General features: G+C 61.8%; 19 protein-coding genes. 9 read left to right on the forward strand and 10 right to left on the reverse strand.

Translation table 11 applies throughout. The annotated features are described in order from the left end of the window. Nucleotides 1–230: 230 nt before the first annotated feature. Nucleotides 231–3338, reverse strand: coding sequence for a transglycosylase domain-containing protein (locus GV818_RS08955; RefSeq protein ID WP_161776383.1), 3108 nt, complete (start codon nucleotides 3336–3338; stop codon nucleotides 231–233). Nucleotides 3339–3972: 634 nt separating this feature from the next. Between GV818_RS08955 and GV818_RS08960 the strand changes: the two genes are divergently transcribed. Beyond that, nucleotides 3973–5394, forward strand: coding sequence for an amino acid permease (locus GV818_RS08960; protein ID WP_161758312.1), 1422 nt, complete (start codon nucleotides 3973–3975; stop codon nucleotides 5392–5394). A 101-nt stretch (nucleotides 5395–5495) separates the two neighbouring features. Here GV818_RS08960 and GV818_RS08965 read toward each other — a convergent pair whose 3' ends face one another. From GV818_RS08965 to GV818_RS08985, 5 genes are all read right to left on the reverse strand, one after another. Then, the gene (locus GV818_RS08965; RefSeq protein WP_161758313.1) at nucleotides 5496–6095 is read right to left on the reverse strand and encodes a hypothetical protein; all 600 of its coding nucleotides are present in this window, start codon (nucleotides 6093–6095) and stop codon (nucleotides 5496–5498) included. A gap of 8 nt (nucleotides 6096–6103) precedes the next feature. After that, nucleotides 6104–6694, reverse strand: coding sequence for a papain-like cysteine protease family protein (locus tag GV818_RS08970; protein ID WP_161758314.1), 591 nt, complete (start codon nucleotides 6692–6694; stop codon nucleotides 6104–6106). A gap of 280 nt (nucleotides 6695–6974) precedes the next feature. Further along, nucleotides 6975–7271 (reverse strand): cupin domain-containing protein, encoded by a 297-nt coding sequence (locus GV818_RS08975; protein ID WP_161758315.1) that lies wholly within the window; start codon nucleotides 7269–7271, stop codon nucleotides 6975–6977. A gap of 75 nt (nucleotides 7272–7346) precedes the next feature. Next, nucleotides 7347–7631: a putative quinol monooxygenase gene (locus tag GV818_RS08980; protein WP_161758316.1), complete on the reverse strand. Its 285-nt coding sequence runs from the start codon at nucleotides 7629–7631 to the stop codon at nucleotides 7347–7349. A 55-nt stretch (nucleotides 7632–7686) separates the two neighbouring features. Continuing rightward, nucleotides 7687–9306: an FMN-binding glutamate synthase family protein gene (locus tag GV818_RS08985; protein ID WP_161758317.1), complete on the reverse strand. Its 1620-nt coding sequence runs from the start codon at nucleotides 9304–9306 to the stop codon at nucleotides 7687–7689. A 308-nt stretch (nucleotides 9307–9614) separates the two neighbouring features. On the opposite strand from GV818_RS08985, the gene GV818_RS08990 reads away from it, so the two are divergent. From GV818_RS08990 to GV818_RS09015, 6 genes are all read left to right on the forward strand, one after another. Then, nucleotides 9615–9887 carry a type B 50S ribosomal protein L31 gene (locus GV818_RS08990; RefSeq protein ID WP_161758318.1) on the forward strand — a complete coding sequence of 91 codons (273 nt, stop codon included), beginning with the start codon at nucleotides 9615–9617 and terminating at the stop codon, nucleotides 9885–9887. A gap of 178 nt (nucleotides 9888–10065) precedes the next feature. Continuing rightward, on the forward strand, nucleotides 10066–11412 hold the full coding sequence (locus GV818_RS08995; protein WP_161776384.1) for an HD domain-containing phosphohydrolase: 1347 nt from the start codon (nucleotides 10066–10068) through the stop codon (nucleotides 11410–11412). Nucleotides 11413–11513: 101 nt separating this feature from the next. Then, nucleotides 11514–11948 (forward strand): NUDIX hydrolase, encoded by a 435-nt coding sequence (locus tag GV818_RS09000; RefSeq protein WP_161758320.1) that lies wholly within the window; start codon nucleotides 11514–11516, stop codon nucleotides 11946–11948. 24 nt (nucleotides 11949–11972) lie between these two features. After that, on the forward strand, nucleotides 11973–12611 hold the full coding sequence (locus GV818_RS09005) for a LysE family translocator (protein ID WP_161758321.1): 639 nt from the start codon (nucleotides 11973–11975) through the stop codon (nucleotides 12609–12611). 15 nt (nucleotides 12612–12626) lie between these two features. Continuing rightward, entirely contained in the window at nucleotides 12627–12992 is a 366-nt protein-coding gene (locus GV818_RS09010; RefSeq protein WP_161758322.1) for a nuclear transport factor 2 family protein, read from the forward strand. A 2-nt stretch (nucleotides 12993–12994) separates the two neighbouring features. Continuing rightward, nucleotides 12995–13498, forward strand: coding sequence for a GNAT family N-acetyltransferase (locus tag GV818_RS09015; protein WP_161776385.1), 504 nt, complete (start codon nucleotides 12995–12997; stop codon nucleotides 13496–13498). Between the two features lie 74 nt (nucleotides 13499–13572). Here the strand turns inward: GV818_RS09015 and metR are convergent, their stop codons facing one another. After that, the gene (metR, locus tag GV818_RS09020; protein WP_161758324.1) at nucleotides 13573–14490 is read right to left on the reverse strand and encodes a transcriptional regulator MetR; all 918 of its coding nucleotides are present in this window, start codon (nucleotides 14488–14490) and stop codon (nucleotides 13573–13575) included. Nucleotides 14491–14597: 107 nt separating this feature from the next. On the opposite strand from metR, the gene metE reads away from it, so the two are divergent. Both metE and GV818_RS09030 read left to right on the forward strand, forming a co-directional pair. Then, nucleotides 14598–16907, forward strand: coding sequence for a 5-methyltetrahydropteroyltriglutamate--homocysteine S-methyltransferase (gene metE, locus GV818_RS09025; RefSeq protein WP_161776386.1), 2310 nt, complete (start codon nucleotides 14598–14600; stop codon nucleotides 16905–16907). 201 nt (nucleotides 16908–17108) lie between these two features. Further along, a complete protein-coding gene (locus tag GV818_RS09030) occupies nucleotides 17109–18143 on the forward strand; it encodes an alpha/beta fold hydrolase (RefSeq protein ID WP_161758326.1) in 1035 nt (344 codons plus the stop codon). A 98-nt stretch (nucleotides 18144–18241) separates the two neighbouring features. On the opposite strand, the gene GV818_RS09035 is transcribed toward GV818_RS09030, so the two are convergent. The 3 genes from GV818_RS09035 to GV818_RS09045 are packed head-to-tail and all read right to left on the reverse strand — an operon-like array spanning nucleotide 18242 to nucleotide 22534. Then, nucleotides 18242–19639 (reverse strand): sigma-54-dependent transcriptional regulator, encoded by a 1398-nt coding sequence (locus tag GV818_RS09035; RefSeq protein WP_161776387.1) that lies wholly within the window; start codon nucleotides 19637–19639, stop codon nucleotides 18242–18244. Beyond that, nucleotides 19629–21410: a sensor histidine kinase gene (locus GV818_RS09040; RefSeq protein ID WP_161758328.1), complete on the reverse strand. Its 1782-nt coding sequence runs from the start codon at nucleotides 21408–21410 to the stop codon at nucleotides 19629–19631. The genes GV818_RS09035 and GV818_RS09040 overlap by 11 nt, the downstream gene beginning before the upstream one ends. Then, complete coding sequence (locus tag GV818_RS09045; protein ID WP_161758329.1) at nucleotides 21407–22534, reverse strand: GNAT family N-acetyltransferase; 1128 nt, start codon at nucleotides 22532–22534, stop codon at nucleotides 21407–21409. The genes GV818_RS09040 and GV818_RS09045 overlap by 4 nt, the downstream gene beginning before the upstream one ends.

Below are 22534 nucleotides of genomic sequence, written 5' to 3' on the forward strand. Positions count from 1 at the left end.
GACATAACTTAAGATATATCTTAATAATTGCGCAAGTGCTTCTGCGCAATCCAAACCTGCCGTTTGTCGGAGAAGGAAGTGGGCGGACCCTGAGGATTTACAGCCTTGAATGGTGTGGGCAGTGTGGCTGCAGCCGACTTGAGTTCATCGTGCCCCTTCGACGGAGTACCCCAGGTCGGTCGACCGAGTGCAGCTTGAGTTGCAGCGGCGGTCACAAACGTTGGAAGGATTCAGCGTTGCGCGAGGCGGCCCAGGCATTGGGTACCACTGCCCGGCTGCAGGTAGGGCATGAGAATCGGCGCCATGCCCTTGAGCACTTGTACCGGCAGGGCCGAGGTGAATTTGAAGGCTTGCGCTGAAGCCCCCGGTACATAGGCGGTAAGGGTGCCGAAGTGGTGCTCGCCAATATAGAACACGAAAGTTGCGGTGCGGTTGATCGACTTCGAACTCAGCACCCGGCCGCCTGCACCAATGGCTTCGATGCGGTTGTCGCCGGTGCCGGTCTTGCCACCCATGGCCAGGGGAGTGCCATCGGCCAGTTTGAAACTGCCGGCAACCCGTTTCGCGGTGCCGGCATCCACCACCTGCGACAAGGCCCCGCGCAGCGCCGTGGCGACTTCCGAGGGCATCACCCGCTTGCCTTTGTCGGGGTCATTGAGCAGGAGGGTCTCATAGGGGGTATTGGCGGCAAAATGCAGGCTGTCGATGCGCAAGGTTGGCAGGCGTACGCCGTCGTTGAGGATGGTCCCCACCAGTTCGGCCAGGGCCGCTGGACGGTCGCCGGAGCTGCCAATGGCAGTGGCCAGGGAGGGCACCAGGTGGTCGAACGGGTAACCGACACTCTGCCAGCGTTGATGGATGTCGAGGAACGCCTCGATCTCCAGCATGGTGCGGATACGGCTGTCCCGGGCGCTGCGATGGCGGCTCTTGAACAACCAACTGTAGACCTCCTGGCGTTCGAACTCGCTGGCTTTGACGATCTGGCTGAAGGTGGCGTCGGGGTTGTTCATCAGGTAGCCCAGCAACCACAGGTCCAGCGGGTGGACCTTGGCGATGTAGCCCTGGTCCGGCAGATCATAGGCACCCGGGCCGTAGCTCTGGTAGAGCTTGTCCAGGCGTTCATCGGTGAGTTTTTCGCTGACCTTGGCGGTTTTCATATGCGCGCGGACGAAGCCGTTGAAGCTCTCCTGGCTGGCATCCGGCAGTAGGTAGCGGTGCACGGCGGACAGGCGAATTGCCGTGGGGTGCATGCCGTCGAGGAAGGTTTCCAGGCGCGATGAGGTGTCTTTGTTACGGTACTTTTTCCAGAACCGTAGTAGGAACGAAGTGCCTTCACGGTCGGCGAAGCGTGCCAGGTATTCTTGGCGCCGTGGGTTCTCGTCGTCCTTGAGCAGTTCGGCGCTGCTGCTGTCGCCGCCATAGGTGCTGTAGCGCACCAGGTCACGCATCAGGCGAATGAACGGCAGGTTGATGGATTCACGCAGGGCATCGCGCAGGCTCGGGCTGCGACCATTGTCCTCGTTGCGGAAGTTATGGAAGTGATGCACCCCGCCGCCAGTGAAGAAGGCTTCGCCGGGGTTGGCGGAGTAGGTGCGGTCCAGGGCCGCCTCGAGCATCTTCGGCAGGCTGCGGTCGCTGTTTTGCATCAGGTAATCGATGGCCCAGCGGCTCAGGCGGTCTTGGTCATTGACCGGCACCTTTTTCAACTGAGCAGGTGTTTGCCCGGTGTACCTGTCGTGTAACTCGGAGATGATTTGCAGGTAGGTGGTCAGCACCCGCAGCTTGGCGGTGGAGCCCAGTTCCAGCTTGCTGCCTTCGTTGATATCGAAGGGCTGGTCGGTGCTGTCGGTCTGCACCCGGACCCGTGAGCCGTCTGGCGTCAGCTCGAACAGCGTGAAGCTGTAGCGCACCTGGGTGGTGCTGGTGGGGGTCAGCAGGCGCTCGCCGAGTACGCCAATCTGCGCGGCGAAGGCCGGGTCGGCGAGGTGCTTGAGGTACTCGGTGGCCTGGCGCTGCAGGTCGCTCTGCAAGGTGCTGGTGGCCGACAGGTCGAGGCGGTCCAGGTCATACAAGGGCCGGTTGAGCAACGCTGCCAGCCGGCTGCGGGCCACGCTGATGCCCTTGTTGGTTTCGATCGGCTGGATCGTCGGTTGTTGCTGCCAGTCGCGGTAGGTCACCTGGCGGGCCAGGGCGGCGGCGCTCAGGGCGGGATCGATGACGTTGTTCTGGGCCAGCAGGCGGATATGGCTGTCGGTCAGCGCCGCAAGTTCTGCGCGGCCCTTTGCCAGGTAATGGGAAGGGCGGCGCTGGGCGATCATCAGTGACAGGACCTGGCGCAGGGCCAATCCGCGCAGGGCCAGGCTTTTCGAGTCCGTGGCGGTGCTATTCAAGGTCAGGTTGACCTGGTCGAAATCGGCGCCGTACCAGACCCGCAGCCCTTCCGCCATGCCGTGCACCTCACCGTGGCCGGGAACCGCCGACAGCGGCACGCTGTTGAAGTAGTCGCGAACGATTCGCTGCCGCGCCTCGAAGGTCTGCGGGCCGTCCTGATAGGCGCGTACGCTGGCGGAAATCATCTGGCGGATCTTCTCGCCGCCGGACACGGTCAAGCCATCCGGCGAGTGACGGTACTTTTCCAACTGGGTGGCCAGGGTGCTGCCACCCGCGGTTTGCCCCGGCAGATGCAGGAGTTTGGCCACTTGGGACCAGGCCGCCTTGGCAAAGCGCGGCCAGTCCACCGCCGGGTTGGCCTGTGCCAATGTGGGGTCCAGCAGATCGCGGTTCTCGATGAACAACAGGCTGTGCACCATCAGCGGCGGAATACTGGCGAAACTCGCATACAGCTGTTGTGGGTAATTGAAGTGATACAGGGGCGCGGCGCGGCAATCGGTGATGGACAGACCGGCCTGGATCTTTTCCGGGTACGGCACGAAAAATCCGTTTTTGCTGTAGTCCATCAGCGCTGGCGAAAACCGCGTCTGGGCTTCGATCAGGTAACCGCGTTTGAGCAGGCGGGGCAGGAATTCACCGAGGGCGCTGTAACCCAGGCGTCGGTCGAAGGGGCCGGCGCCTGGGTAGAACACCGCATCGCTGGGGCCCGGTTGCAGGGAGTAGCTCAAATCATTGGCCAGTCTGCTGAATTCCCGGGCCTGGAATTTCGAGGTGCGTATTTCCCGGTTGGCGGCAAAGCCGAGGGCGATCAACGCAAGCAGCAGTAACAGCCAGAACAGGCGCCAGGCATAGCGACGGGGATTACGACGTTTTGGTAAAGGCGCTTCGTCTTCGCGGTGGCCTGGCACTGCGTTCTCGCGCGAATCGGTCTGCCATAAAGCGCCCATAGTCGATTGATCCATTCACGCAGATTGATCGGACTTGTCTGAAGCTTAGTCGGTGCCGGCTGGCGGTGAAGAAATTGTCAAAACGCTTGGTTTTTTTACGGCCAGCTGTCTTGTGGCGGCGGACCCTGCTCTCGTTGGCTGGTTGCGCGGCGGTAAAACCCGGGCGCCAAGGCTTTTCCGCTAAGCGCCTCAGCCGGTATGACGACTGCTGGCCCCGGAGCAAGCCAATCGAGCACCAGCAAGCGCCTTTATCCCTGGGCGCTTTTTTCATCTATGGGAAAGCGCTGCGATAGAGCCTTCCCCAAGGTAAATACGCCCTAGGTAGGGGCATGACGATGCACCAGGGCTGTGCAATACTCCAAACCCTTTCCGAGTGAGGTTTCCAGGCAAAAAGCAGGCAATGCTTCTCCGTGAAAGCCGGTTTTGCCGAGATTTCTCTCTGAATTTAGCTGCTTATAGAGTGAAAAGCCCTGTCAGGAGCTTTTTATACTGCGCACCCCGCTGATCTGGCAGGTTTTGTCCTACTAGACGCGCCGTCCCATAAGGTCGGTACGGTTGAGCAAGCTTTGGCTACCCGCCGCTGCTTCGAAGACTCGGTGGTTCATATCCAATAACAAAATGAGGTTGTATCTCTATGCCAGTTGGCAACCAACTGCCCCACGGCGAGACCGCTAACGGCGGCCCGCTGAAACGCGAACTCGGCGAACGGCATATTCGCTTGATGGCCCTGGGCGCCTGTATCGGCGTCGGTCTGTTCCTCGGCTCGGCCAAGGCCATCGAAATGGCCGGTCCGGCCATCATGCTGTCCTACATCATCGGCGGCCTGGCGATTCTGGTGATCATGCGCGCCCTCGGTGAGATGGCAGTGCACAACCCGGTCGCAGGCTCTTTCAGCCGCTATGCACAAGATTACCTGGGCCCATTGGCGGGCTTTCTTACCGGCTGGAACTACTGGTTCCTATGGCTGGTGACCTGTGTCGCGGAAATCACTGCAGTGGCGGTATACATGGGGATCTGGTTCCCCGATGTGCCGCGCTGGATCTGGGCCCTGGCGGCCCTGGTGAGCATGGGCTCGATCAACCTGATCGCGGTCAAGGCCTTCGGTGAGTTCGAGTTCTGGTTTGCCCTGATCAAGATCGTCACCATCATCGCCATGGTCGTTGGTGGCATCGGTATCATCGCCTTCGGTTTCGGCAATGACGGCGTCGCCCTGGGTATTTCCAACCTGTGGGCCCACGGCGGCTTCATGCCCAACGGCCTGACCGGTGTGCTGATGTCCTTGCAGATGGTGATGTTCGCCTACCTGGGCGTAGAGATGATCGGCCTCACCGCCGGTGAAGCGCGTAACCCGCAGAAGACCATTCCCAATGCCATCGGCTCGGTGTTCTGGCGCATCCTGCTGTTCTACGTGGGTGCGTTGTTCGTGATCCTGTCGATCTACCCATGGAACGAGATTGGCACCCAGGGCAGTCCCTTCGTGATGACCTTCGAGCGCCTGGGGATCAAGACCGCTGCTGGCATCATCAACTTCGTGGTGATTACCGCCGCGCTGTCGTCCTGCAACGGCGGCATCTTCAGCACCGGGCGCATGCTCTACAGCCTGGCGCAGAACGGTCAGGCCCCGGCCGGTTTTGCCAAGACCTCGAACAACGGCGTGCCTCGTCGGGCGCTGCTGCTGTCGATCTTTGCCCTGCTGCTGGGTGTGCTGATGAACTACCTGGTACCGGAAAAAGTATTCGTCTGGGTGACGTCCATCGCCACCTTCGGCGCGATCTGGACCTGGGTGATGATCCTTTTGGCCCAGCTCAAGTTCCGCAAGGGCCTGAGCCCGGCCGAACGTGCAGGCCTGAAGTACCGCATGTGGCTGTACCCGATCAGTTCCTACCTGGCCCTGGCATTCCTGGTGCTGGTAGTGGGCTTGATGGCCTACTTCCCGGACACCCGCGTAGCGCTGTATATAGGCCCGGCGTTCCTGGTGCTGCTGACCGCGTTGTTCTACGTGTTCAAGTTGCAACCGACCAATGTCCAGCAAGGCGCGGCACGTTCTGCGTCGTGACCGGCGGCCCGCCGATGCTCCTGGCTTGAGCATCCCGGGCTGAATGCCAGGCTTGGAAAAACCGGCGTCCCGCAAGGGGCGCCGGTTTTTTTTGGCCCGGGTCAGCCTCCCAGGGTTCCGCTGGTGTCGGCATCGAAGACCGCCTTGGCCTGTCGGGCCAAGGGCGCCAGCAAGGCCAGCAAGCTTGCCTCGTCATAGACTCGCCGGGCCGCCAGTTGTGCGGGCGTCGGCTCGACGGGAATCAGCAGTTGCTCCTCGCTACCGTGCAGCCAGATTGCGGTGACCTGCAACGCCGGGACGAACAGCAACCGCAGCTCATAGGTTTTGCCCTGCAGCCTTGGCGTTTTCTGCGCAAAGTCCAGGGCGCTGACCGCGGATGCGGCAAGGGCGCCATGGTTGAGCGAGGAAAACTCGAGCTTGCCGGCGACTTCCGTCAGTTGCGCGTCGGCGATCGACAGGCCGCCGGCGAACACCAGGTAATGCCAGTCACCGGCCTTGGCCTGGTCCAGAGCAAGACCCTGGCTCAGCTCCTGCAGGCCGAGGGCGTAGCCACGAAACCCTTGGGACAGGCTCAGGCTGTTGGCGCGGACGCTGGCAAAGCCATGGTTGATGCCAAAGCCCCGGGTTTGCAGGGCCGCCTGCAGCACCGGGCGCAGTTGCTGGACGCCGTTGGCAGGCGCCTTGGGGTAAGTCAGTTGCATGACGCCTCCTAGTTTTTTCGGGTGAAGTAGGTGTGGGTCCAATTGCCGCCGCCGTTGTAGGAACCGGGGAAGCTGTTCAGGGCTCGGGTCGAGTATCCGTAGATCGAGTCCGCCACCAGGATGTAGCCGCCGTCGGTGCCGTAGATCGTCAGGAAATGTGCGCCGCCGCCATACCAGGCACAGCGCAGGCTGACTGGCCGGCCCATACCGAGCTGGTTTTCGATGGCCGGCATCTGCATCCGGTCTTCGCGCATGCCGCCGTAGCTGCGGGTGGTCCTCAGGGCCGAGTCCAGGTAGCCGTAGACATTGCAAGGTCCGGGCTGGTTGCAGCAGGAGTTGCGGCCCAGTTCGGCGTTGGCCACGGCGCATTGGGTCCAGGAGCCGGTGCCGTAATAGTTGCCAACCGAGGCCGACAGGGCCGCCCAACACCAGTTGCTCTGGGTCTGCTGATACACGTTGAAGTTGAGTCGGGCGCCGGCGAGCGCTGCCGTTTGGGTGCGCGGATCGATCTCGGACAGTTCGGGATCCATCAGTGCACTGGCCAGGCACTGCGGCAGTACCTGCGCAGTGCTGGTGTGGGTCAAGGGTGTACTTAACATGTTCATCCTCCAGGAGTGAAAACAAGCCTGTGGCTTGTGTCGTGGTCGCCTACTTGGATAAAGCGACTAGTCCGGCCTGGATGCCAGCCTCGATGGCATGCGCTGGTCGGGTCTGAAAACCACCTTAGAGGCTTGATGCGTTAATGCAATTAATTTATGCGTTTATGCATTTTGGCGGGCGTGGATGTCCCTGTTAAGAGGGTCATCCGTGACGGTCGGGCAGGACCGCCTCGGGGCCGGTTGTCAGCGTATCCGGGCCAGTGCGTGCAGGGGCAGGGCGCTAGACATCGATGATCACCAGGGTGCCATGGCTACCGGGCAGTACGCTGTGGGCCTGACCGGCTTCCACCAGGTACATCTGCCCAGGCAGCACTTCCACTATTGCTTCGCCGAGGCCCAGGCGCAGACAGCCTTGGGTCACCAGCAGGCCTTCGTTGTAGTCGTGGGTTTCTTCCGGGTAGGACTGCGGGCCCATGCGCAGCACCTTGATGCGGGCAGGGCCGACTTGCCCCACCAGCGAGGATTGCCAGGGCGCTGGCAGCGGCAGGGACAGCAGATCGAAGGACAGCAGGGGCATGGGGACTCTCCCAAAAGTCAGCGGGGCGTGGTCTGCTTTCGGTGGTCCGGTCAAGCGTCGGGGCACATAGGATCGTTAGAATGGGTTCATCAACAGCACGCGGCATTCGCGGGCCTGAAAAGCGTTGATCTGCGGTACCAGGCGGGTGAAGTGCTCGGTGCGGCAATGGGCGTCGAGGGCGGCTTGGTCGGGCCATTGTTCGACAAAGATGAAGTGCCCGGGGTCTTTCTGGTCGACGAATAGATCATAGGCAATGCACAGCGGTTCCTGGCGGGTTTTCTCCACCAGTTCGGCGTACCACGGACGCACGGTGTCCAGGTGTTCGGGTTGGATGAAGTCTTCAGCGATAACCTTGAGCATTGCAGTCTTCCTTGTGAGCGGCCCAGGTTCCCGGGGGAGCGCTGGGCCTGCGTGTTCAGGCTGCGGCTTCGGCGTTGGGTTCGAAGCTGTCGGCACGGGCCAGTTGCCACATGCGCGAGTAGAACTCGCCATTGACTTCACCGGTGAGCAATTCGCCAGGCTTGAGGAACACATGCAATTGGGAGAACAGCTTGATCTCTGTGGCCGACATGCGTCGCACCAGGTGTTTGGCTTCCAGTTGCGACGGATGTTGCAGACCCGCAGCGGCGAGCATTTCCGCCAGGGCCTTGAGGGTATTGCGGTGGAAGCTGTACACCCGCTGGGCTTTGTCCGGCACCACCAGGGCGCGCTGGCGCAGGTTGTCCTGGGTGGCCACGCCGGTAGGGCATTTGTTGGTGTGACAGCTTTGCGACTGGATGCAGCCGATGGCGAACATGAAGCCCCGGGCCGAGTTGGCCCAGTCGGCACCGATGGCCAGCACGCTGGCGATGTCGAAAGCGCTGACGATCTTGCCGCTGGCGCCGAGCTTGATCTTGTCCCGCAGGTTCAGGCCCACCAGGGTGTTGTGGACGAACAGCAGGCCTTCGCGCATTGGCGCGCCGATGTGGTCGGTGAACTCCACTGGTGCTGCGCCGGTTCCGCCCTCCTTGCCGTCGACCACGATGAAGTCCGGGAGAATGCCGGTTTCCAGCATGGCCTTGGCAATGCCCATGAACTCCCAGGGATGGCCCAGGCAGAACTTGAAACCCACCGGTTTGCCGCCGGACAGCTCACGCAACTGCTGGATGAAATGCATCATTTCCAGTGGCGTGGAAAAGGCGCTGTGGCTCGACGGCGAAATGCAGTCCTCGCCCATGCGGATGCCGCGGGTGTCGGCGATTTCCTGGGTCACTTTGTGTTTGGGCAGGATGCCGCCGTGGCCCGGCTTGGCGCCCTGGCTCATCTTGATTTCGATCATCCGTACCTGCGGGTTCTGCGCCTGGGTGGCGAAGCGCTCGGGATCGAAACGGCCATCGCTGGTGCGACAGCCGAAGTAGCCGCTGCCCAGTTCCCAGGTCAGGTCGCCACCGTGCTCGCGGTGATAGGGGCTGATGCTGCCTTCACCGGTGTCGTGGGCGAAATTGCCGAGCTTGGCCCCCTGGTTCAGGGCGCGAATGGCGTTGGCGCTCAGGGAGCCGAAGCTCATGGCCGAGATGTTGAACACCGAGGCCGAATAAGGCTGGGTACATTGTGGGCCACCGACCGTGACCCGGAAGCCGTTGGGATCGCTCAGGGGCGCCGGGCGCATGGAGTGGCCGATGAATTCGAAGCCCGACTGGTAGACGTCGATCAGGGTACCGAAGGGCTTGTCGGCACTTTCATTCTTGGCCCGGGAGTACACCAGCGAGCGCTGGGCGCGGGAAAAGGGCAGGGCGTCGCTGTCGGACTCCAGCAGGTATTGGCGGATCTCCGGACGGATACCTTCCACCAGGTAGCGGATATTGCCCAGGATCGGGTAGTTGCGGCGTACCGCGTGGGGGCTTTGCAGCAGGTCGAAGATGCCCAGCAGGCTCAGCAGGCCGGTGACCAGGGTGAATGGCCAGAGCCAGTCGTGTGCGAGAAAGGGCAGGCTGGCGAGGGTGAATATCACGCAGGCGGCAAAGAAGGCGTAGCGGCTCAGGAGTGACAGGCTCATACGGTTTCCTTGGTTCGGACTCATCAGGTCAATCAGGCAGGCGATGCCTGGATAACGGGTAATAGACAGCGGCACCGAGCGAATGGGACGGCGGGCTGCACAGGTATTTCTTATAGGAATTCAAGGCTGTGTCAGAACGTTGCAGCTCAGCATACTGGCCCGCCAGGGCCGTGCGGGCAAGCCTGAAGCTCAGGGCGCAGAGCGGTTGGACTCTTGGCGGGAAATCTTATTGCGATTAGTTCTCGTTTGAAATGAGTTTCAGTGTTACTGTATAACACTTGTTTCTACCCACACCGCTGGAGATTTCCATGAAGCCTGGTATCCATCCTGACTACCGAACCGTACTTTTTCACGACACTGCCGCCGATGTTTACTTCCTGATTGGCTCCACCGTCGACACCGACCGCACTCACCAACACAGCGATGGCAAGACCTATCCCTATGTGGCCCTCGACGTGTCCAGCGCCTCGCACCCGGTGTACACCGGTCAGCAGCGCAAGACTCAGTCCGAAGGTCGTATCGCCGGTTTCAACAAGCGCTTCGCCTCCTTCAGTTCCAGTGGCAAAGCCGCTGCCCAGTGAGGTCCTGGGCCTCTCGATGGTCACCGCTGGCCGTTGGAATCTTTCCAGCGGTCAGATGGTGTTAAAAAGCCACTATTGCGACTGGGAATTCCTCTAGACTGCACTCAGGCAACAGGGATTACCGTTGTCAGCAATAACAATGAAGGACGCGTGCATCCACGTTGACCCGAGGTGTCTCATGGGTGAACTGAACGTTGCCACAGTCACACGCCAGCCCGGGGTTCTGCTGGTGGATGCTCAGGAGGAGATCCTCCAGCGTCTGCGCCAGTTGCTCAGCCCTCACCCTTACACGCTGCATTTCGCTCACGACGCCACCCAGGCCCTGCACGTCATGGCCACCCAGGAAGTGGACCTGGTGATCAGTGCTGCCCATCTGCCACAGATGGATGGCGCGACCCTTCTGGCGCGTATTCATCAGGATTACCCGGCGACCACACGCATATTGCTGACCGGCGATCCGGAGCTGACGCTGATCGCCAAGGCGATCAATGAGGGCGAGATCTACCGCTACCTGAGCAAGCCCTGGGATGACCAGGCGTTGCTGCTGACCTTGCGCCAGGCCCTGGAGCATCAGCATTCCGAGCGTGAACGCCAGCGCCTGGAGGCTTTGGCCCAGCAGCAGAACACTGAGCTCAAGGCACTTAACACCCTGCTGGAAAAACGCGTTGCCGCGCGTACCGCGGAGCTGCAGCAAACCGCCGATATGCTCGACCTGGCCTATGAGGAGCTCAAGCACAGTTATGCCACGGGTGCCGAGTTGTTCTCATTGCTGGTGAACCAGCGCCTGCCAGCGGATAAACAGACCAACCGGCGGATCATCGAACTGGTGCGAGCCTACTGCAAGGTCCAGGGGATCGACGCTGCCACGCAGCGGGATCTGGCCATGGCGGCGGCGCTGCACAACATCGGCAAGCTGAGTTGGAGCGACAGCATGATGATCACCCCGGCGGACCTGCTGCATCATCATCAGCGCGAGCATTATCGGGCGTATCCGCAGCAGAGCGAGTCACTGTTGATGACCCTGGAGCCGGTGCAGGATGCCGCGCACCTGATCCGTCATCACCAGGAACATTGGGATGGCGGCGGTTTTCCCGATCGTCTCAAGGGTGAATTGATTCCCCTGGGCTCGCGCCTGCTCAAGCTGGCGGTGGATTTCATCGAGTTGCAGTGCGGGCTGATTCTCGAACGGCGGATGAACAGCGACGAAGCCCTGGTGTTCATCCGCAAGTACGCCGGTCGACTGTACGACCCCGAGTTGGTGGAAGGTTTCATTCAAGTGTGCTCGGTGTACCTCAGCGATGTGACCTTGGGCGATCCTTCGGTCAAGGTCCTGGGCACCCGGGAGCTGGCGGCGGGCATGGTCCTGGCGCGTAACCTGAATGCCAACAACGGCATGCTGCTGCTCAATGCCGGCAAGGTGCTCAACTTGCCCCTGGTGGACAAGCTGATCGCTTTTGAAACCATGGAGGGCGCTCGTTACAGCGTGTTCGTCAAATTGCCGCCAGAGCCGCCGATGAGCACTTGAGCGCGCGCTGCGTGCGGCTGGAAAAAATCCATCGGCAGGATGACGACCTGCCGTCGGACATGTGATCCTTGCGCCTTTATTTTCAAGGTTGCCGGGTTCCCATGTCGCTGTCTGCCACTGCTGTACCCTCCATCATCCGTATCGCCGCTGCCCTGTTGATTGGTGCCGACGGGCGTACCCTGCTGGTGCGCAAGCGCGGCACCCAGGCCTTCATGCAGCCCGGCGGCAAGATCGAAGTCGGTGAGCAGCCGGTGCATGCCCTGGCCCGTGAGCTGGAGGAAGAGCTGGGCTTGCGCATCGACCCGAGCCAGGCGCGCTACCTGCAGCAGTTCTCGGCACCGGCGGCCAACGAGCCAGGATTCGAGGTCCAGGCTGAGGTGTTTCTGGTGCGTATCGACACACCGGTAACCCCAGCGGCGGAGATCGAGGAAGTGTGCTGGATCGATCCTGCCGGCGACGGTGATTTGTTCCTGGCGCCATTGACACGGGATCTGATCTTGCCGTTTTATCGCAAGGCTCAAGCGACCCTCGCCTGACCGCCCTTATTGCCAAGGACTGCCATGATTCCACTTCCCGACTACCTGATCTTCGCCGCTGCTTCCCTGCTGATGGTGCTGACCCCGGGTCCGAACATGATCTACCTGATTTCCCGTTCGATCTGCCAGGGTCGCAAGGCCGGAGTGACGTCGTTGCTGGGAGTCGTGGCAGGTTTCTTCGTCCACCTATTTGCTGCTGCGCTGGGCCTGACGGCGGTGTTCATGGCGGTGCCCATGGCCTACGAAGTGCTCAAGTGGGCCGGTGCCCTGTACCTGCTGTGGCTGGCTTGGCAGGCGCTCAAGCCTGGCGCACGGTCACCCTTCGAAGCCCAGCAACTGCCGGCGGACTCGCCTCGCAAGCTGGTGACCATGGGCTTTTTGACCAGCGCCCTGAACCCCAAGATTGCGGTGTTCTACCTTTCGGTATTTCCGCAGTTCATCAATCCGGAGCACGGGTCGGTGTTTGCCCAGAGCATCATTCTCGGCCTGACCCAGATCAGCGTGAGCTTCTCGGTGAACCTGCTGATCGCGATGTTCGCTGCGGGGATCGCTTCGTGGTTCGTCAATAACCCCACCTGGCTCTCGGTGCAGCGTTATTTCATGGGTTTTGTACTGGCGGGACTGGCTGTGCGGTTGATGTTCGAACAGCGTCGAGTCAACTGATCAAGGAGCCGTGTCATGCCAGATTTTCCAAGCCCGGAAGCTGTAGTAGAGGAACAACTGCAGGCCTACAACTGCAAGGATGTGCAAGCCTGGCTGGCGACCTATGCGCTGGATGCTCGGCAATACGAGCATCCGGCCACCTTGCTGGCCACGGGGCATGAAGAGATCCGCTCCCGTGCGGTGTTGCGCTTCCAGGAGCCCAACCTGCATGCCCGGCTGATCCAGCGTTCGGTCATGGGCAATGTGGTGATCGACCATGAACTGATCAGCCGGACCTTCGCCGACGGTACCGGAACCCTGGAGACCGTGGCGATCTATGAAGTGCAGGCGGGCAAGATCAAGTGCGCCTCATTCATTACCGGACAGAAGACCCTCGACTGAGTATGCAGATCCAGCGCCTGACCCCTGAGGACGTGGAGCAATACCGGGTCTTGATGCTCGAAGCCTATGACCGCCACCCTCAGGCGTTCACCTCCAGTGTCCGCGAACGGGAAAAACTGCCCCTGGCCTGGTGGGCTGCGCGCCTGGACGGCGAGCTGGACCTGCTGCTAGGGGCCTTTTCCGAGGGCCGCCTGCTGGGGATTGTCGGCCTGGCCTTCGAGCTACGCGAGAAAGCCCGGCACAAGGCGACTCTCTTTGGGCTTTACGTCACCGGCGAGCAGCGCAACAGCGGCCTGGGTTACCAACTGGTGCAGAGTCTGCTGGTCGAGGCCGCTGAATATGACGGGCTGCGCCTGGTGCAACTGACGGTGACGGCGGGAAATGATGCGGCCCTGTCCTTGTACCGACGCTGCGGCTTCGTCCAGTTCGGTCTTGAACCCCAGGCGGTGCGGGTCGCGGATGACTACTTCGACAAGATCCACATGTGGCGCGAAGTGCCGCAGTGAGCCGACTTGGACCCTGAGTAGGCCGGCTTGGCAAGCCGGCAGCTGCAGAGTCGAGGGCGGTTCGGGCCTTGGGATCAGCGCACGGCGCTGACGCCGTCGAGGGTCGAGAACGAGGTGTCCTTGGCGGTCAGCAGGAAGTCGCGCATGTAGGGCGCATCCAGCATGTCGGCGCGAATCGCCGCGTACAGGGTGGCGAACAAGCCCTTTTCCCCCAGGCGCTTGGCCTTCACATAACCCCGTGAACTGTATTCATGCAGGGCCCAGTGGGGCATGCCGCAGACACCACGGCCGCTGGCCACCAGTTGCATCATCATCACCGTCAGTTCCGAGGTGCGTACTTGCGCCGGCTCGATGTCCGCCGGCTCCAGGAAGCGCGTGAAGATATCCAGGCGGTCGCGCTCCACCGGGTAGGTGATCAGGGTTTCCTTCAGCAAGTCTTCCGGGACGATGTAGGGCTTGTTCGCCAGCGCGTGCTGGTTGGCTACCGCGAGCATGGCCTCATAGGTGAACAGCGGCACGTAGGTGATGCCGCTCAGCTCCAGGGGATCGGAGGTCACCACCAGGTCCAGGTCACCCCGGGCCAGGGCCGGCAACGGTGCAAACGAGAAGCCGGAAGCCAGGTCCAGCTCCACTTCCGGCCAGGCGTCGCGGAACTGGTCGATGGTTGGCATCAGCCACTGGAAGCAGCTGTGGCATTCAATGGCCATATGCAGGCGGCCTGCAGTGCCACCTGCCAGCCGGGAGATGTCGCGCTCGGCGCCACGCAGCAGCGGCAGGGCCGCATCTGCCAGTTGCAGCAGGCGCAGGCCGGCGCTGGTGAAACGCACCGGCTTGGTCTTGCGCACGAACAGTTGCATGCCCAGGCGCTCTTCAAGCTCCTTGAACTGGTGGGACAAGGCGGACTGGGTCAGGTGCAGGCGTTCGGCGGCTTCAACCAGGCTGTCGGCTTCGCGCAGGGCGTGCAGGGTCTTCAGGTGACGGATTTCGAGCACCAGGGTCTCCATGAGAAAATTTGATGATGAACACGAAAAGGTTGAGTTTGTCTCATGTTGCGCGGGCTGTCGACAATAGCGCCATCTTTTATAAGAAGGCACTTCCCATGGCACTGGCCCACACCCTAGGTTTTCCTCGCATTGGCGTTGACCGTGAATTGAAAAAAGCCCTCGAGTCCTACTGGAAGGGCGACCTCGATCAGGACTCACTGCAACGGGTCGGTTGTGAACTGCGGGCCAGGCACTGGCAACTGCAGAAAGACGCCGGCATCGATCTGCTGCCCGTGGGCGACTTCGCCTGGTACGACCAGGTACTGAGCCATTCCCTGACGTTCGGGGTGATTCCCCAGCGTTTTGACAGTACCCGCGATGCCCAGGGCCATCCGACCTTGAACACGTTGTTCGCCATGGCCCGTGGCGCCTCCACCCGCTGTTGCGGCGAACATGACCAGGCGCAATATGCTCAGGAACTGACCAAGTGGTTCGACACCAACTACCACTACCTGGTCCCTGAATTCAGCGCGGACCAGTCGTTCAAACTGAGCTGGGAACAGTTGTTCGACGAGGTCGACGAGGCCCGTGCCTTGGGGCATCAGGTCAAGCCGGTATTGATCGGGCCCTTGACCTACCTGTGGCTGGGCAAGGCCAAGGGCAACGGGTTCAACAAGCTCGACCTGCTGGAGCGCCTGCTGCCGCTGTACGGCGAGATCCTCAACCGTCTCAAGGCCCAGGGCGTGGAGTGGGTGCAGATCGACGAACCGATCCTGACCCTCGACCTGCCCCAGGAATGGAAGAGCGCCTTCGAGCGCGCCTACCACGTCCTCCAGTACTCACCCCTGAAAAAGCTGGTGGCGACCTACTTCAGCGGTCTGGAGGACAACCTCGGGCTGGCGGTCGGGCTACCGGTGGACGGTCTGCACATCGATGCGGTGCGGGCCCCGGAACAACTGGGCCAGGTCCTTGATCGCCTGCCGACCTACAAGATCCTTTCGGTGGGCCTGGTCAATGGGCGCAACGTCTGGCGCTGCGAGTTGGAGCAGGCCCTGCAACAGTTGCAGGTGGCCCACGAGCGCTTTGGCGACAACTTGTGGGTCAGCAGTTCCTGTTCCTTGCTGCACAGCCCAGTGGACCTGTCGCGAGAAGATCAGTTGGATGCCGAGCTGAAAAGCTGGCTGGCTTTCGCCGTGCAGAAGTGCGGCGAGATATCGGTCCTGCGCGACGCCCTGAACGATCCCCAGGCTCCGGCGGTGCAGGCGGCCCTGGCGCAAAGCCGGGCGGTGCAGGCCAGTCGTGGGCAATCGCCGAGGATTCACAAAGCCCAGGTCCAGGCACGGATCAAGGCCATCAGCGCCGCTGACAGCCAACGCCGATCGCCCTTTGTTCAACGCATCAAGCAACAGCGGGCGCGGCTCAAGCTGCCGGTCTTTCCGACGACCACCATCGGCTCTTTCCCGCAGACCCCTTCGATCCGCCTGGCACGCCAGGCCTACAAGCAAGGCAAGTTGTCGCTCAACGATTACACCGATGCGATGCACCACGAGATCCGTCATGCGGTGGAGATCCAGGAACGTTTGGGGCTGGATGTCCTGGTTCACGGCGAAGCTGAACGCAACGACATGGTCGAGTACTTTGCCGAGCAACTGGACGGCTACCTGTTTACTCGTTTTGGCTGGGTCCAGAGCTACGGTTCCCGCTGCGTCAAGCCCGCGATCATCTATGGCGACCTGAGCCGTCCCCAGGCCATGACCGTGGACTGGATCCAGTACGCCCAGAGCCTCACCGACAAGGTCATGAAGGGCATGCTCACCGGCCCGGTGACCATGCTCATGTGGTCCTTCCCCCGGGAAGACGTGTCACGCAAGGTCCAGGCTCAACAGTTGGCCCTGGCATTGCGTGATGAGGTTGAGGATCTGGAGCAGGCCGGGATCAAGATCGTGCAGATCGACGAGGCGGCGTTCCGCGAAGGCCTGCCGCTGCGCCGGGCGCAATGGCAGGAGTACCTGGATTGGGCGGTGCAAGCCTTCCGCCTGAGTGCGTCCGGGGTGCGGGACGACACCCAGATCCACACCCACATGTGCTACAGCGAGTTCAACGATGTGATCCAGTCGATTGCCGCCATGGATGCCGACGTGATCACCATTGAGACCTCCCGTTCGGACATGGAGTTACTGCAGGCCTTCGAGGCGTTCGACTACCCCAACGACATCGGCCCGGGGGTGTATGACATCCACTCGCCACGGGTGCCGGACACCGCCGAGATGGTCAAGTTGATGAGTAAGGCTGTCCAGCGGATCCCCGCCGAGCGGCTGTGGGTCAACCCGGACTGCGGCCTGAAGACCCGCGGCTGGCCGGAAGCCGAAGCGGCGCTGGTGAACATGGTGGCGGCGGCTCGGCAACTGCGCAACCAGTTGGCCTGACCCTCAATCGGCAGGCGCACCGGACGGCGTTGCGGTTGCCGGCGAGGATGATCTTGCGCGGCTCTTCGCCGGCACATCGGCTCCTGCAAGGTCGTGACCGCTGGGCAATCTTCATCAAACTGTCACGCAACTGTGGCAGCGCGAATCATCGAAGTTCATCAGACTCGCGCTCTACTGGGGTTCTGCGTTTCGGTGTTTTCCATGCGGGCAAGATTGTTTTCCACTGTCGTCCTGCTGGCCGGGCTTGTGCTCGGCCAGTTGTCTTTTGCGGCTTCGCGTTGCGATATCAACGTCGCGACTCAACGGGTCGACCTGCCCGAGGTGAGCCTGGCTTACCAGAGCATCGGGCGTACCTCCGATCCAGCGCTATTGCTGGTCATGGGCCTGGGCGGACAACTGATCCATTGGCCGGATGAGGTGGTGGTGGCCTTGTGTCAGCAAGGCTTTCGAGTGATCCGTTATGACAACCGCGATGTCGGCCTGTCCACTTGGCGCCAGGCACCGGCCAGCGCCAATCTGACCTTCGAAGTGTTGCGCTACAAGCTCGGCTTGCCGGTGGCCGCGCCTTATACCCTGAGCGATATGGCCGATGACGCCCTGGGCCTGATGGATGCACTGCATGTCGAGCAGTTCCATGTGCTGGGGGCGAGCATGGGCGGCATGATTGCCCAGCACCTGGCGGCCATGGCGCCGCAGCGGGTCGAGAGTTTGACGCTGATCATGACCAGTTCCGGTGCCGAAGGCCTGCCGGCGCCGAATGCCGCGCTGGTGCAGTTGCTTTCCCGGCGCAACGCGCCGAGCCGCGAAGCGGCCCTGGAGCAGCAGGCGGACCTGCTGGCGGCACTGGGCAGCCCGAAGGTCACGGATGATCGCCAGGCGCTGCTGCATCAGGCCGCAGTCGCCTATGACCGGGCGTTCAATCCGGAAGGGGTCAAGCGCCAGATCATGGCGATTCTCGCCGAGCCGAGCCGGGTGGCCCTGCTCAAGCAATTGCGGGTGCCGACCCTGGTGGTGCATGGCACTGCCGATCCGTTGTTACCGGTGATGCACGGGGTGCACCTGGCAGCGCATATCCAGGGCAGTCAGTTGAAACTGATACCGGGGCTGGCCCACCGTTTCCAGGAAGCCTTCAAGGCACCACTGCTGGCGGCGGTGCTGCCGTATCTGCGAAGCCATCGCGAAGACACTTCCCACTGGGCACAGATCGAGCCGGCGGATACCACCCACATTCTGTAGGTGCTGGCTTGGCCTTGGGCAATGGCGAAAGCCCTTTGCCGGCAGCCGGCTGCTACTTCTGTAGCAACCGGTGTGCAGGGGATGGAGGAGGTAGCCTCTCAGCGGACGATCTTGTCGACCTGGATGCCCAGCTTCTTCAGCCGGTACCAGAAGCTGCGTTCGGAAATACCAATCATCTGTGCCGCTGCGGCCTGGACACCGTTGCTTTGGTGCAGGGCGGCGAGAATGTAGGCTTTTTCCACTTCGGCCAGGGCCGCGTCTAGGTCGCTGGGCACTTGCGGGCCAACGCTGATCGAGGTGCCGGCCTCGGCCCCCTGTGGCTGGCTGCCGAACAGATATCCCGGCAGGTCAGTCTCTTCGATGACCTGGCCCGAGGCGACGATGGTCGCGCGCTCGACGCAGTTCTGCAGTTCGCGAATATTCCCGGGCCAGGCGTAGCTGGCCATTGCCTGCAAGGCTTCCGGGCTGAATCCGCTAATGCGTTTGCCGGCAGTGGCGCCCAGGCTGTGGGCGAAGTGCCGGGCCAGCAGGGCGATGTCCTCGACCCGCTCACGCAACGCCGGCAGGGGAATCGGGAACACGTTGAGGCGGTAGTACAGATCCTCGCGGAACTCTTTGTTGGCCACGGCTTCCAGCAGGTTCTTGTTGGTTGCCGCGATCACCCGTACATCGACTTTGCGCTCCCGGGGATCACCCACCGGCTCGATCACCCGTTCCTGCAGGGCGCGGAGGATCTTGGCCTGCAAGGCCAGGGGCATATCACCGACTTCATCGAGGAATAGGGTGCCCTTGTCGGCCTGCTGAAAGCGTCCGACCCGGTCAGCCACCGCACCGGTAAAAGCGCCCTTGCGATGGCCGAACATCTCGCTTTCAAGCAAGCCCTCGGGAATCGCTGCGCAATTGACTGCGACAAATGGCTTGTCGGCGCGATTGCCGTGCTTGTGGATGGCTCGGGCGACCATTTCCTTGCCGGTACCGCTTTCCCCGGTCAGGAGAATGGTGGCGCTGCTTTCCCGTACCGAGTCCACCGCCTGCAGCACCCGGCGAAAGGCCGGGCTGTCGCCCACCAGGCTGTCGAATTGCTGTTGCTCTTCGAGCTCGGCACGCATGCGCTGGTTGTCTTTGAGGATGTCGCGAAACTGCAGGGCCTTGCTGACGGTGATGTCCAACTCGTCGATGTCGAAGGGCTTGGCAATGTAGTCGTAGGCGCCATTGCGCATGGACTGCACGGCGTTTTTCACTGTGCTGTAGGCGGTCATCACGATCACCGGCAGCTGCGGGTAACGCTGTTTGATCTCCGCCAGCAACTGCGGGCCGTCCATGCCGGGCATGCGCCAGTCACTGATCACCAGGTCGATGTCTTCCTGCTCCAGCACCTTGAGGGCGTGCAGGCCATTGCTCGCAGTGAATACCTGGATGCCGTTCTGGCTCAGAGCCGACGACAACAGGTCACAGAGTTTCGGTTCGTCATCAACCACCAGCAGGTTATGCGTCATCACTGTCCTCGTTGTCTTCGTCGTCCTCGTCACCATTGGCCGGAATGTACAGGCTGAAAGTGGCGCCGGCATCTTTTTCGCTGACGCATTCGATGTGGCCGTCATGGCTTTCCATGATCGAGAAGACTTTGGCCAGGCCCAGGCCGGTGCCCGAGGCCTTGGTGGTGACAAACGGGGTAAAGATGCGCTCCAGCATGTCCGGCTCGATGCCTTGGCCGGTGTCGCTGACACTGATGATGGTTTCATTGTCCTGCTGGGCGATGCCCAGGGTCAGGCGGCCGCCGTCGGGCATGGCGTCGATGGCATTGAGGATCAGGTTCAGGCAGGCCTGCTTGAGCTGGCGCGCGTCGGCGTGAATGGTCGCTCCGGGCGCTTGGTCGTCGATTTGCGCGTCGATGTTGTGGGTCGCCAGTTCCGGGGTGCAGAAGCCCAGCAATTCTTCCACCAGCGGCCGTACCGCTTGCGTGGCGCGAATCGGTGCGCTGGGCTTGGCGAAGTCGAGGAACTCGGTGATCAGGTCATTGATCCGGCTGACTTCGCTGATCACGTATTCCAGGTGACGCTTGTCGTTTTCCGGCAGGTTGGCCCGCCGGTGCAGCAACTGGGTGGCGGTCTTGATAATGCCCAGCGGGTTGCGGATCTCGTGGGCCAGGCCCATGGCCACTTCCCCCAGGGCATGCAGGCGGTCGCGGCGGCGCAGTTGCGCTTCCAGGTGCTGCAGGTCTCCCAGACGCTCGGTCATGTGGTTGAAGGTGCTGCTCAGCTCCGCCAGTTCATCGCTGCCTATCACCGGCACCCGTTGTCGATAGTCACCGGCGATCACCGCCTGCACGCCCTTGGACAGCCCTCGCAGCGGTCGAGTCAGGCGTTGCGACACCAGCCAGCCGACACACAGCGAAGCTGCCGAGCTGAGAAGGAAGATCAGGATGAACAGGTTGCTCTGGTTGACCAGGCCCACCAGGCTGCTGTGGCGCAGCAGGCCACTGAAAATCACCCCGACCAGGTCGCCGTTGTCATTGAAGATCGGCCGGTACAGGCCACTGTAGCGGCTGGTGAACTGCTCGGTGGGTTGCCGGGTCGAGCGCAGGATGTCTTCGATCTTGTGCGGTACCCGCGGCGGGTGGTCCTCGAAGCGCTGGGTAGCGAAGATCTCCGAGAAGTCATCGGCCTTGGCCAGGTACAGGCGCAGGTCCAGGGAATGCACGTCGGCCACGCTGGTGAGGAAGCTGGCGTCCAGGTAGGTGGCGATCAGCAGCTGGTAGTCGACGCCGTCGAGGTTGGTCTGGAAGGTCGAGACCACCGCCCCGGTGGCCACGCCGCCGACCTGGATGGTCTGCAGCGCGGCATTGGAGGCAGTACTGATCTGTCCCACCACATCATCGGCGGCGGTGGTGAACATCACTTTGTGATCGTTCTTGCGAATCAGCGCCACCACGTCGATGCCCATGGAGTCGGCGATGTCGGCGGTGAGCTTGTCGTGCTTGGCCGCGTTGCGATCCGTGGGCGGGCGCGTATAGCGCAGGAACAACTGGGCGATCCGCGCGTTGTCATGGAGGATCTCGGTGATCTCGTCCTCGACGATCTTGGTGGATTCCTGCAGCCAGATCCGCACGTTGCTGTCGAAGATTTCCGACAGCGTAGTGGCCGCGAGCTCAGCGGCGATCATGGTCGGGATCACACTGACCAACCAGAACGCCAGCACCAGCTTGCGCTGCAGGCTCCAGCGGGAGATGGCGAAGGGGCGAGGAGGACGACGATCTTTTCTGGTCATGTACTTTCGCTTATAGCAGCAGCCATGGCGGGGTCGGAGCGATCCGGGCGGACAAAGCGTTTTATCACTTTGAGCAGTGCATTGAGCAAGGGATTACGGTGGCGGAAAAACAACATGTTAGCGGTGAAGCGACAGCCCAGGCGCAGTTTGCTGGCATAACCGGCCTGCCCGCATTCGTACAATGGAATCCGCTGCTGGATACAGTAGTCAACATTGGCCAGCCAACTGCGGAAGTACAGATTGTGCTCACGACTGACATTGAGGTCGTGGGCGAAGAACTTGTCGATCAGCCGGTGCTGGTCGATGAGGATCAGGTTGAACGCTACCAACTGGTCGCCGACCCAGTACAGGACGCAGGCGGCACGCTCGTCCAGCTGTTCGAGGATGCCAGTGAAGTAATCCGCTGGCAGGCGTTCGAACTGCAGGTCGCTACGGTTCAGGGTGGCTTCGTACAGGCGCATGATGTCCGGCAGGACATCGTCGATCTGTCGGCGCCACTCGATGCGCGGCCCCGGCGCCCGGAGCTTGCGGCGCAGGTCTTTGCGGGTGGATTTGCCCAGGGTACCCAGGTAGGCATCGATCGAGGCGAAGGGCACCGGCAGCAGTGCGGTGGGCAAGCTCGGCATGGCTTGCAAACCGGCGGCCAGGCAACTGTTGGCCCATTGCCAATCGTTGCTGGGGGCGTCCTTGACCGCCATCAGGCCGATGCCGAAGCTGTCGGCGTCACGTCGGGCGAGCTTGAGCAACTCGTCCAGCAAGGCTTGGCGGCGTTCGTCGGGAATATGGCTGGCAGTGCCGGCACTGCACTGTTCGGCCACCGGCGAGCCGATGGCGTACAGGCGCAGTTGCAGGACGCCGGGCCAATGGCGCTCCAGGCGCTCGGTAAAGCGCTTGGCCAGGCCCGAGACCGTAGTGTCGAGCCGATACTGGGTGGTAAAGGCCGGAGCCACGGCGACCAGGGTCGAGCCCTCGTAGACCGCCAGGTAGCGCCATTGAAAGTCGGCGATGGCGGCTTTTTCCACGGCCAGGTAGTAGTCCCAATCCTCCAGGGCATCTGGAAAACAGTCATTCCAGGCACTGCGTTCGATGGCCTGTATGGTTGAAAAGGCTTGGGCGGTAATCAC

Origin of the sequence: Pseudomonas sp. Fl4BN1, from assembly GCF_009908285.1 — a bacterium.
In the GTDB taxonomy this organism is placed as follows: Bacteria; Pseudomonadota; Gammaproteobacteria; order Pseudomonadales; family Pseudomonadaceae; genus Aquipseudomonas.

Excerpts from the sequence above, each read along its gene's own strand:
- GV818_RS08985 (WP_161758317.1), bottom strand. The coding sequence starts at position 9,306 with ATGAGCCTGTCACTCCTGAGCCGCTACGCCTTCTTTGCCGCCTGCGTG.
- GV818_RS08960 (WP_161758312.1), top strand. The coding sequence starts at position 3,973 with ATGCCAGTTGGCAACCAACTGCCCCACGGCGAGACCGCTAACGGCGGC.
- GV818_RS08965 (WP_161758313.1), bottom strand. The coding sequence starts at position 6,095 with ATGCAACTGACTTACCCCAAGGCGCCTGCCAACGGCGTCCAGCAACTG.
- GV818_RS09015 (WP_161776385.1), top strand. The coding sequence starts at position 12,995 with ATGCAGATCCAGCGCCTGACCCCTGAGGACGTGGAGCAATACCGGGTC.
- GV818_RS09000 (WP_161758320.1), top strand. The coding sequence starts at position 11,514 with ATGTCGCTGTCTGCCACTGCTGTACCCTCCATCATCCGTATCGCCGCT.
- GV818_RS08975 (WP_161758315.1), bottom strand. The coding sequence starts at position 7,271 with ATGCCCCTGCTGTCCTTCGATCTGCTGTCCCTGCCGCTGCCAGCGCCC.
- GV818_RS09030 (WP_161758326.1), top strand. The coding sequence starts at position 17,109 with ATGCGGGCAAGATTGTTTTCCACTGTCGTCCTGCTGGCCGGGCTTGTG.
- GV818_RS08995 (WP_161776384.1), top strand. The coding sequence starts at position 10,066 with ATGGGTGAACTGAACGTTGCCACAGTCACACGCCAGCCCGGGGTTCTG.
- GV818_RS08990 (WP_161758318.1), top strand. The coding sequence starts at position 9,615 with ATGAAGCCTGGTATCCATCCTGACTACCGAACCGTACTTTTTCACGAC.
- GV818_RS08970 (WP_161758314.1), bottom strand. The coding sequence starts at position 6,694 with ATGTTAAGTACACCCTTGACCCACACCAGCACTGCGCAGGTACTGCCG.
- GV818_RS08955 (WP_161776383.1), bottom strand. The coding sequence starts at position 3,338 with ATGGGCGCTTTATGGCAGACCGATTCGCGCGAGAACGCAGTGCCAGGC.
- GV818_RS09005 (WP_161758321.1), top strand. The coding sequence starts at position 11,973 with ATGATTCCACTTCCCGACTACCTGATCTTCGCCGCTGCTTCCCTGCTG.
- GV818_RS09035 (WP_161776387.1), bottom strand. The coding sequence starts at position 19,639 with ATGACGCATAACCTGCTGGTGGTTGATGACGAACCGAAACTCTGTGAC.
- GV818_RS09040 (WP_161758328.1), bottom strand. The coding sequence starts at position 21,410 with ATGACCAGAAAAGATCGTCGTCCTCCTCGCCCCTTCGCCATCTCCCGC.
- GV818_RS08980 (WP_161758316.1), bottom strand. The coding sequence starts at position 7,631 with ATGCTCAAGGTTATCGCTGAAGACTTCATCCAACCCGAACACCTGGAC.
- metE (WP_161776386.1), top strand. The coding sequence starts at position 14,598 with ATGGCACTGGCCCACACCCTAGGTTTTCCTCGCATTGGCGTTGACCGT.
- GV818_RS09010 (WP_161758322.1), top strand. The coding sequence starts at position 12,627 with ATGCCAGATTTTCCAAGCCCGGAAGCTGTAGTAGAGGAACAACTGCAG.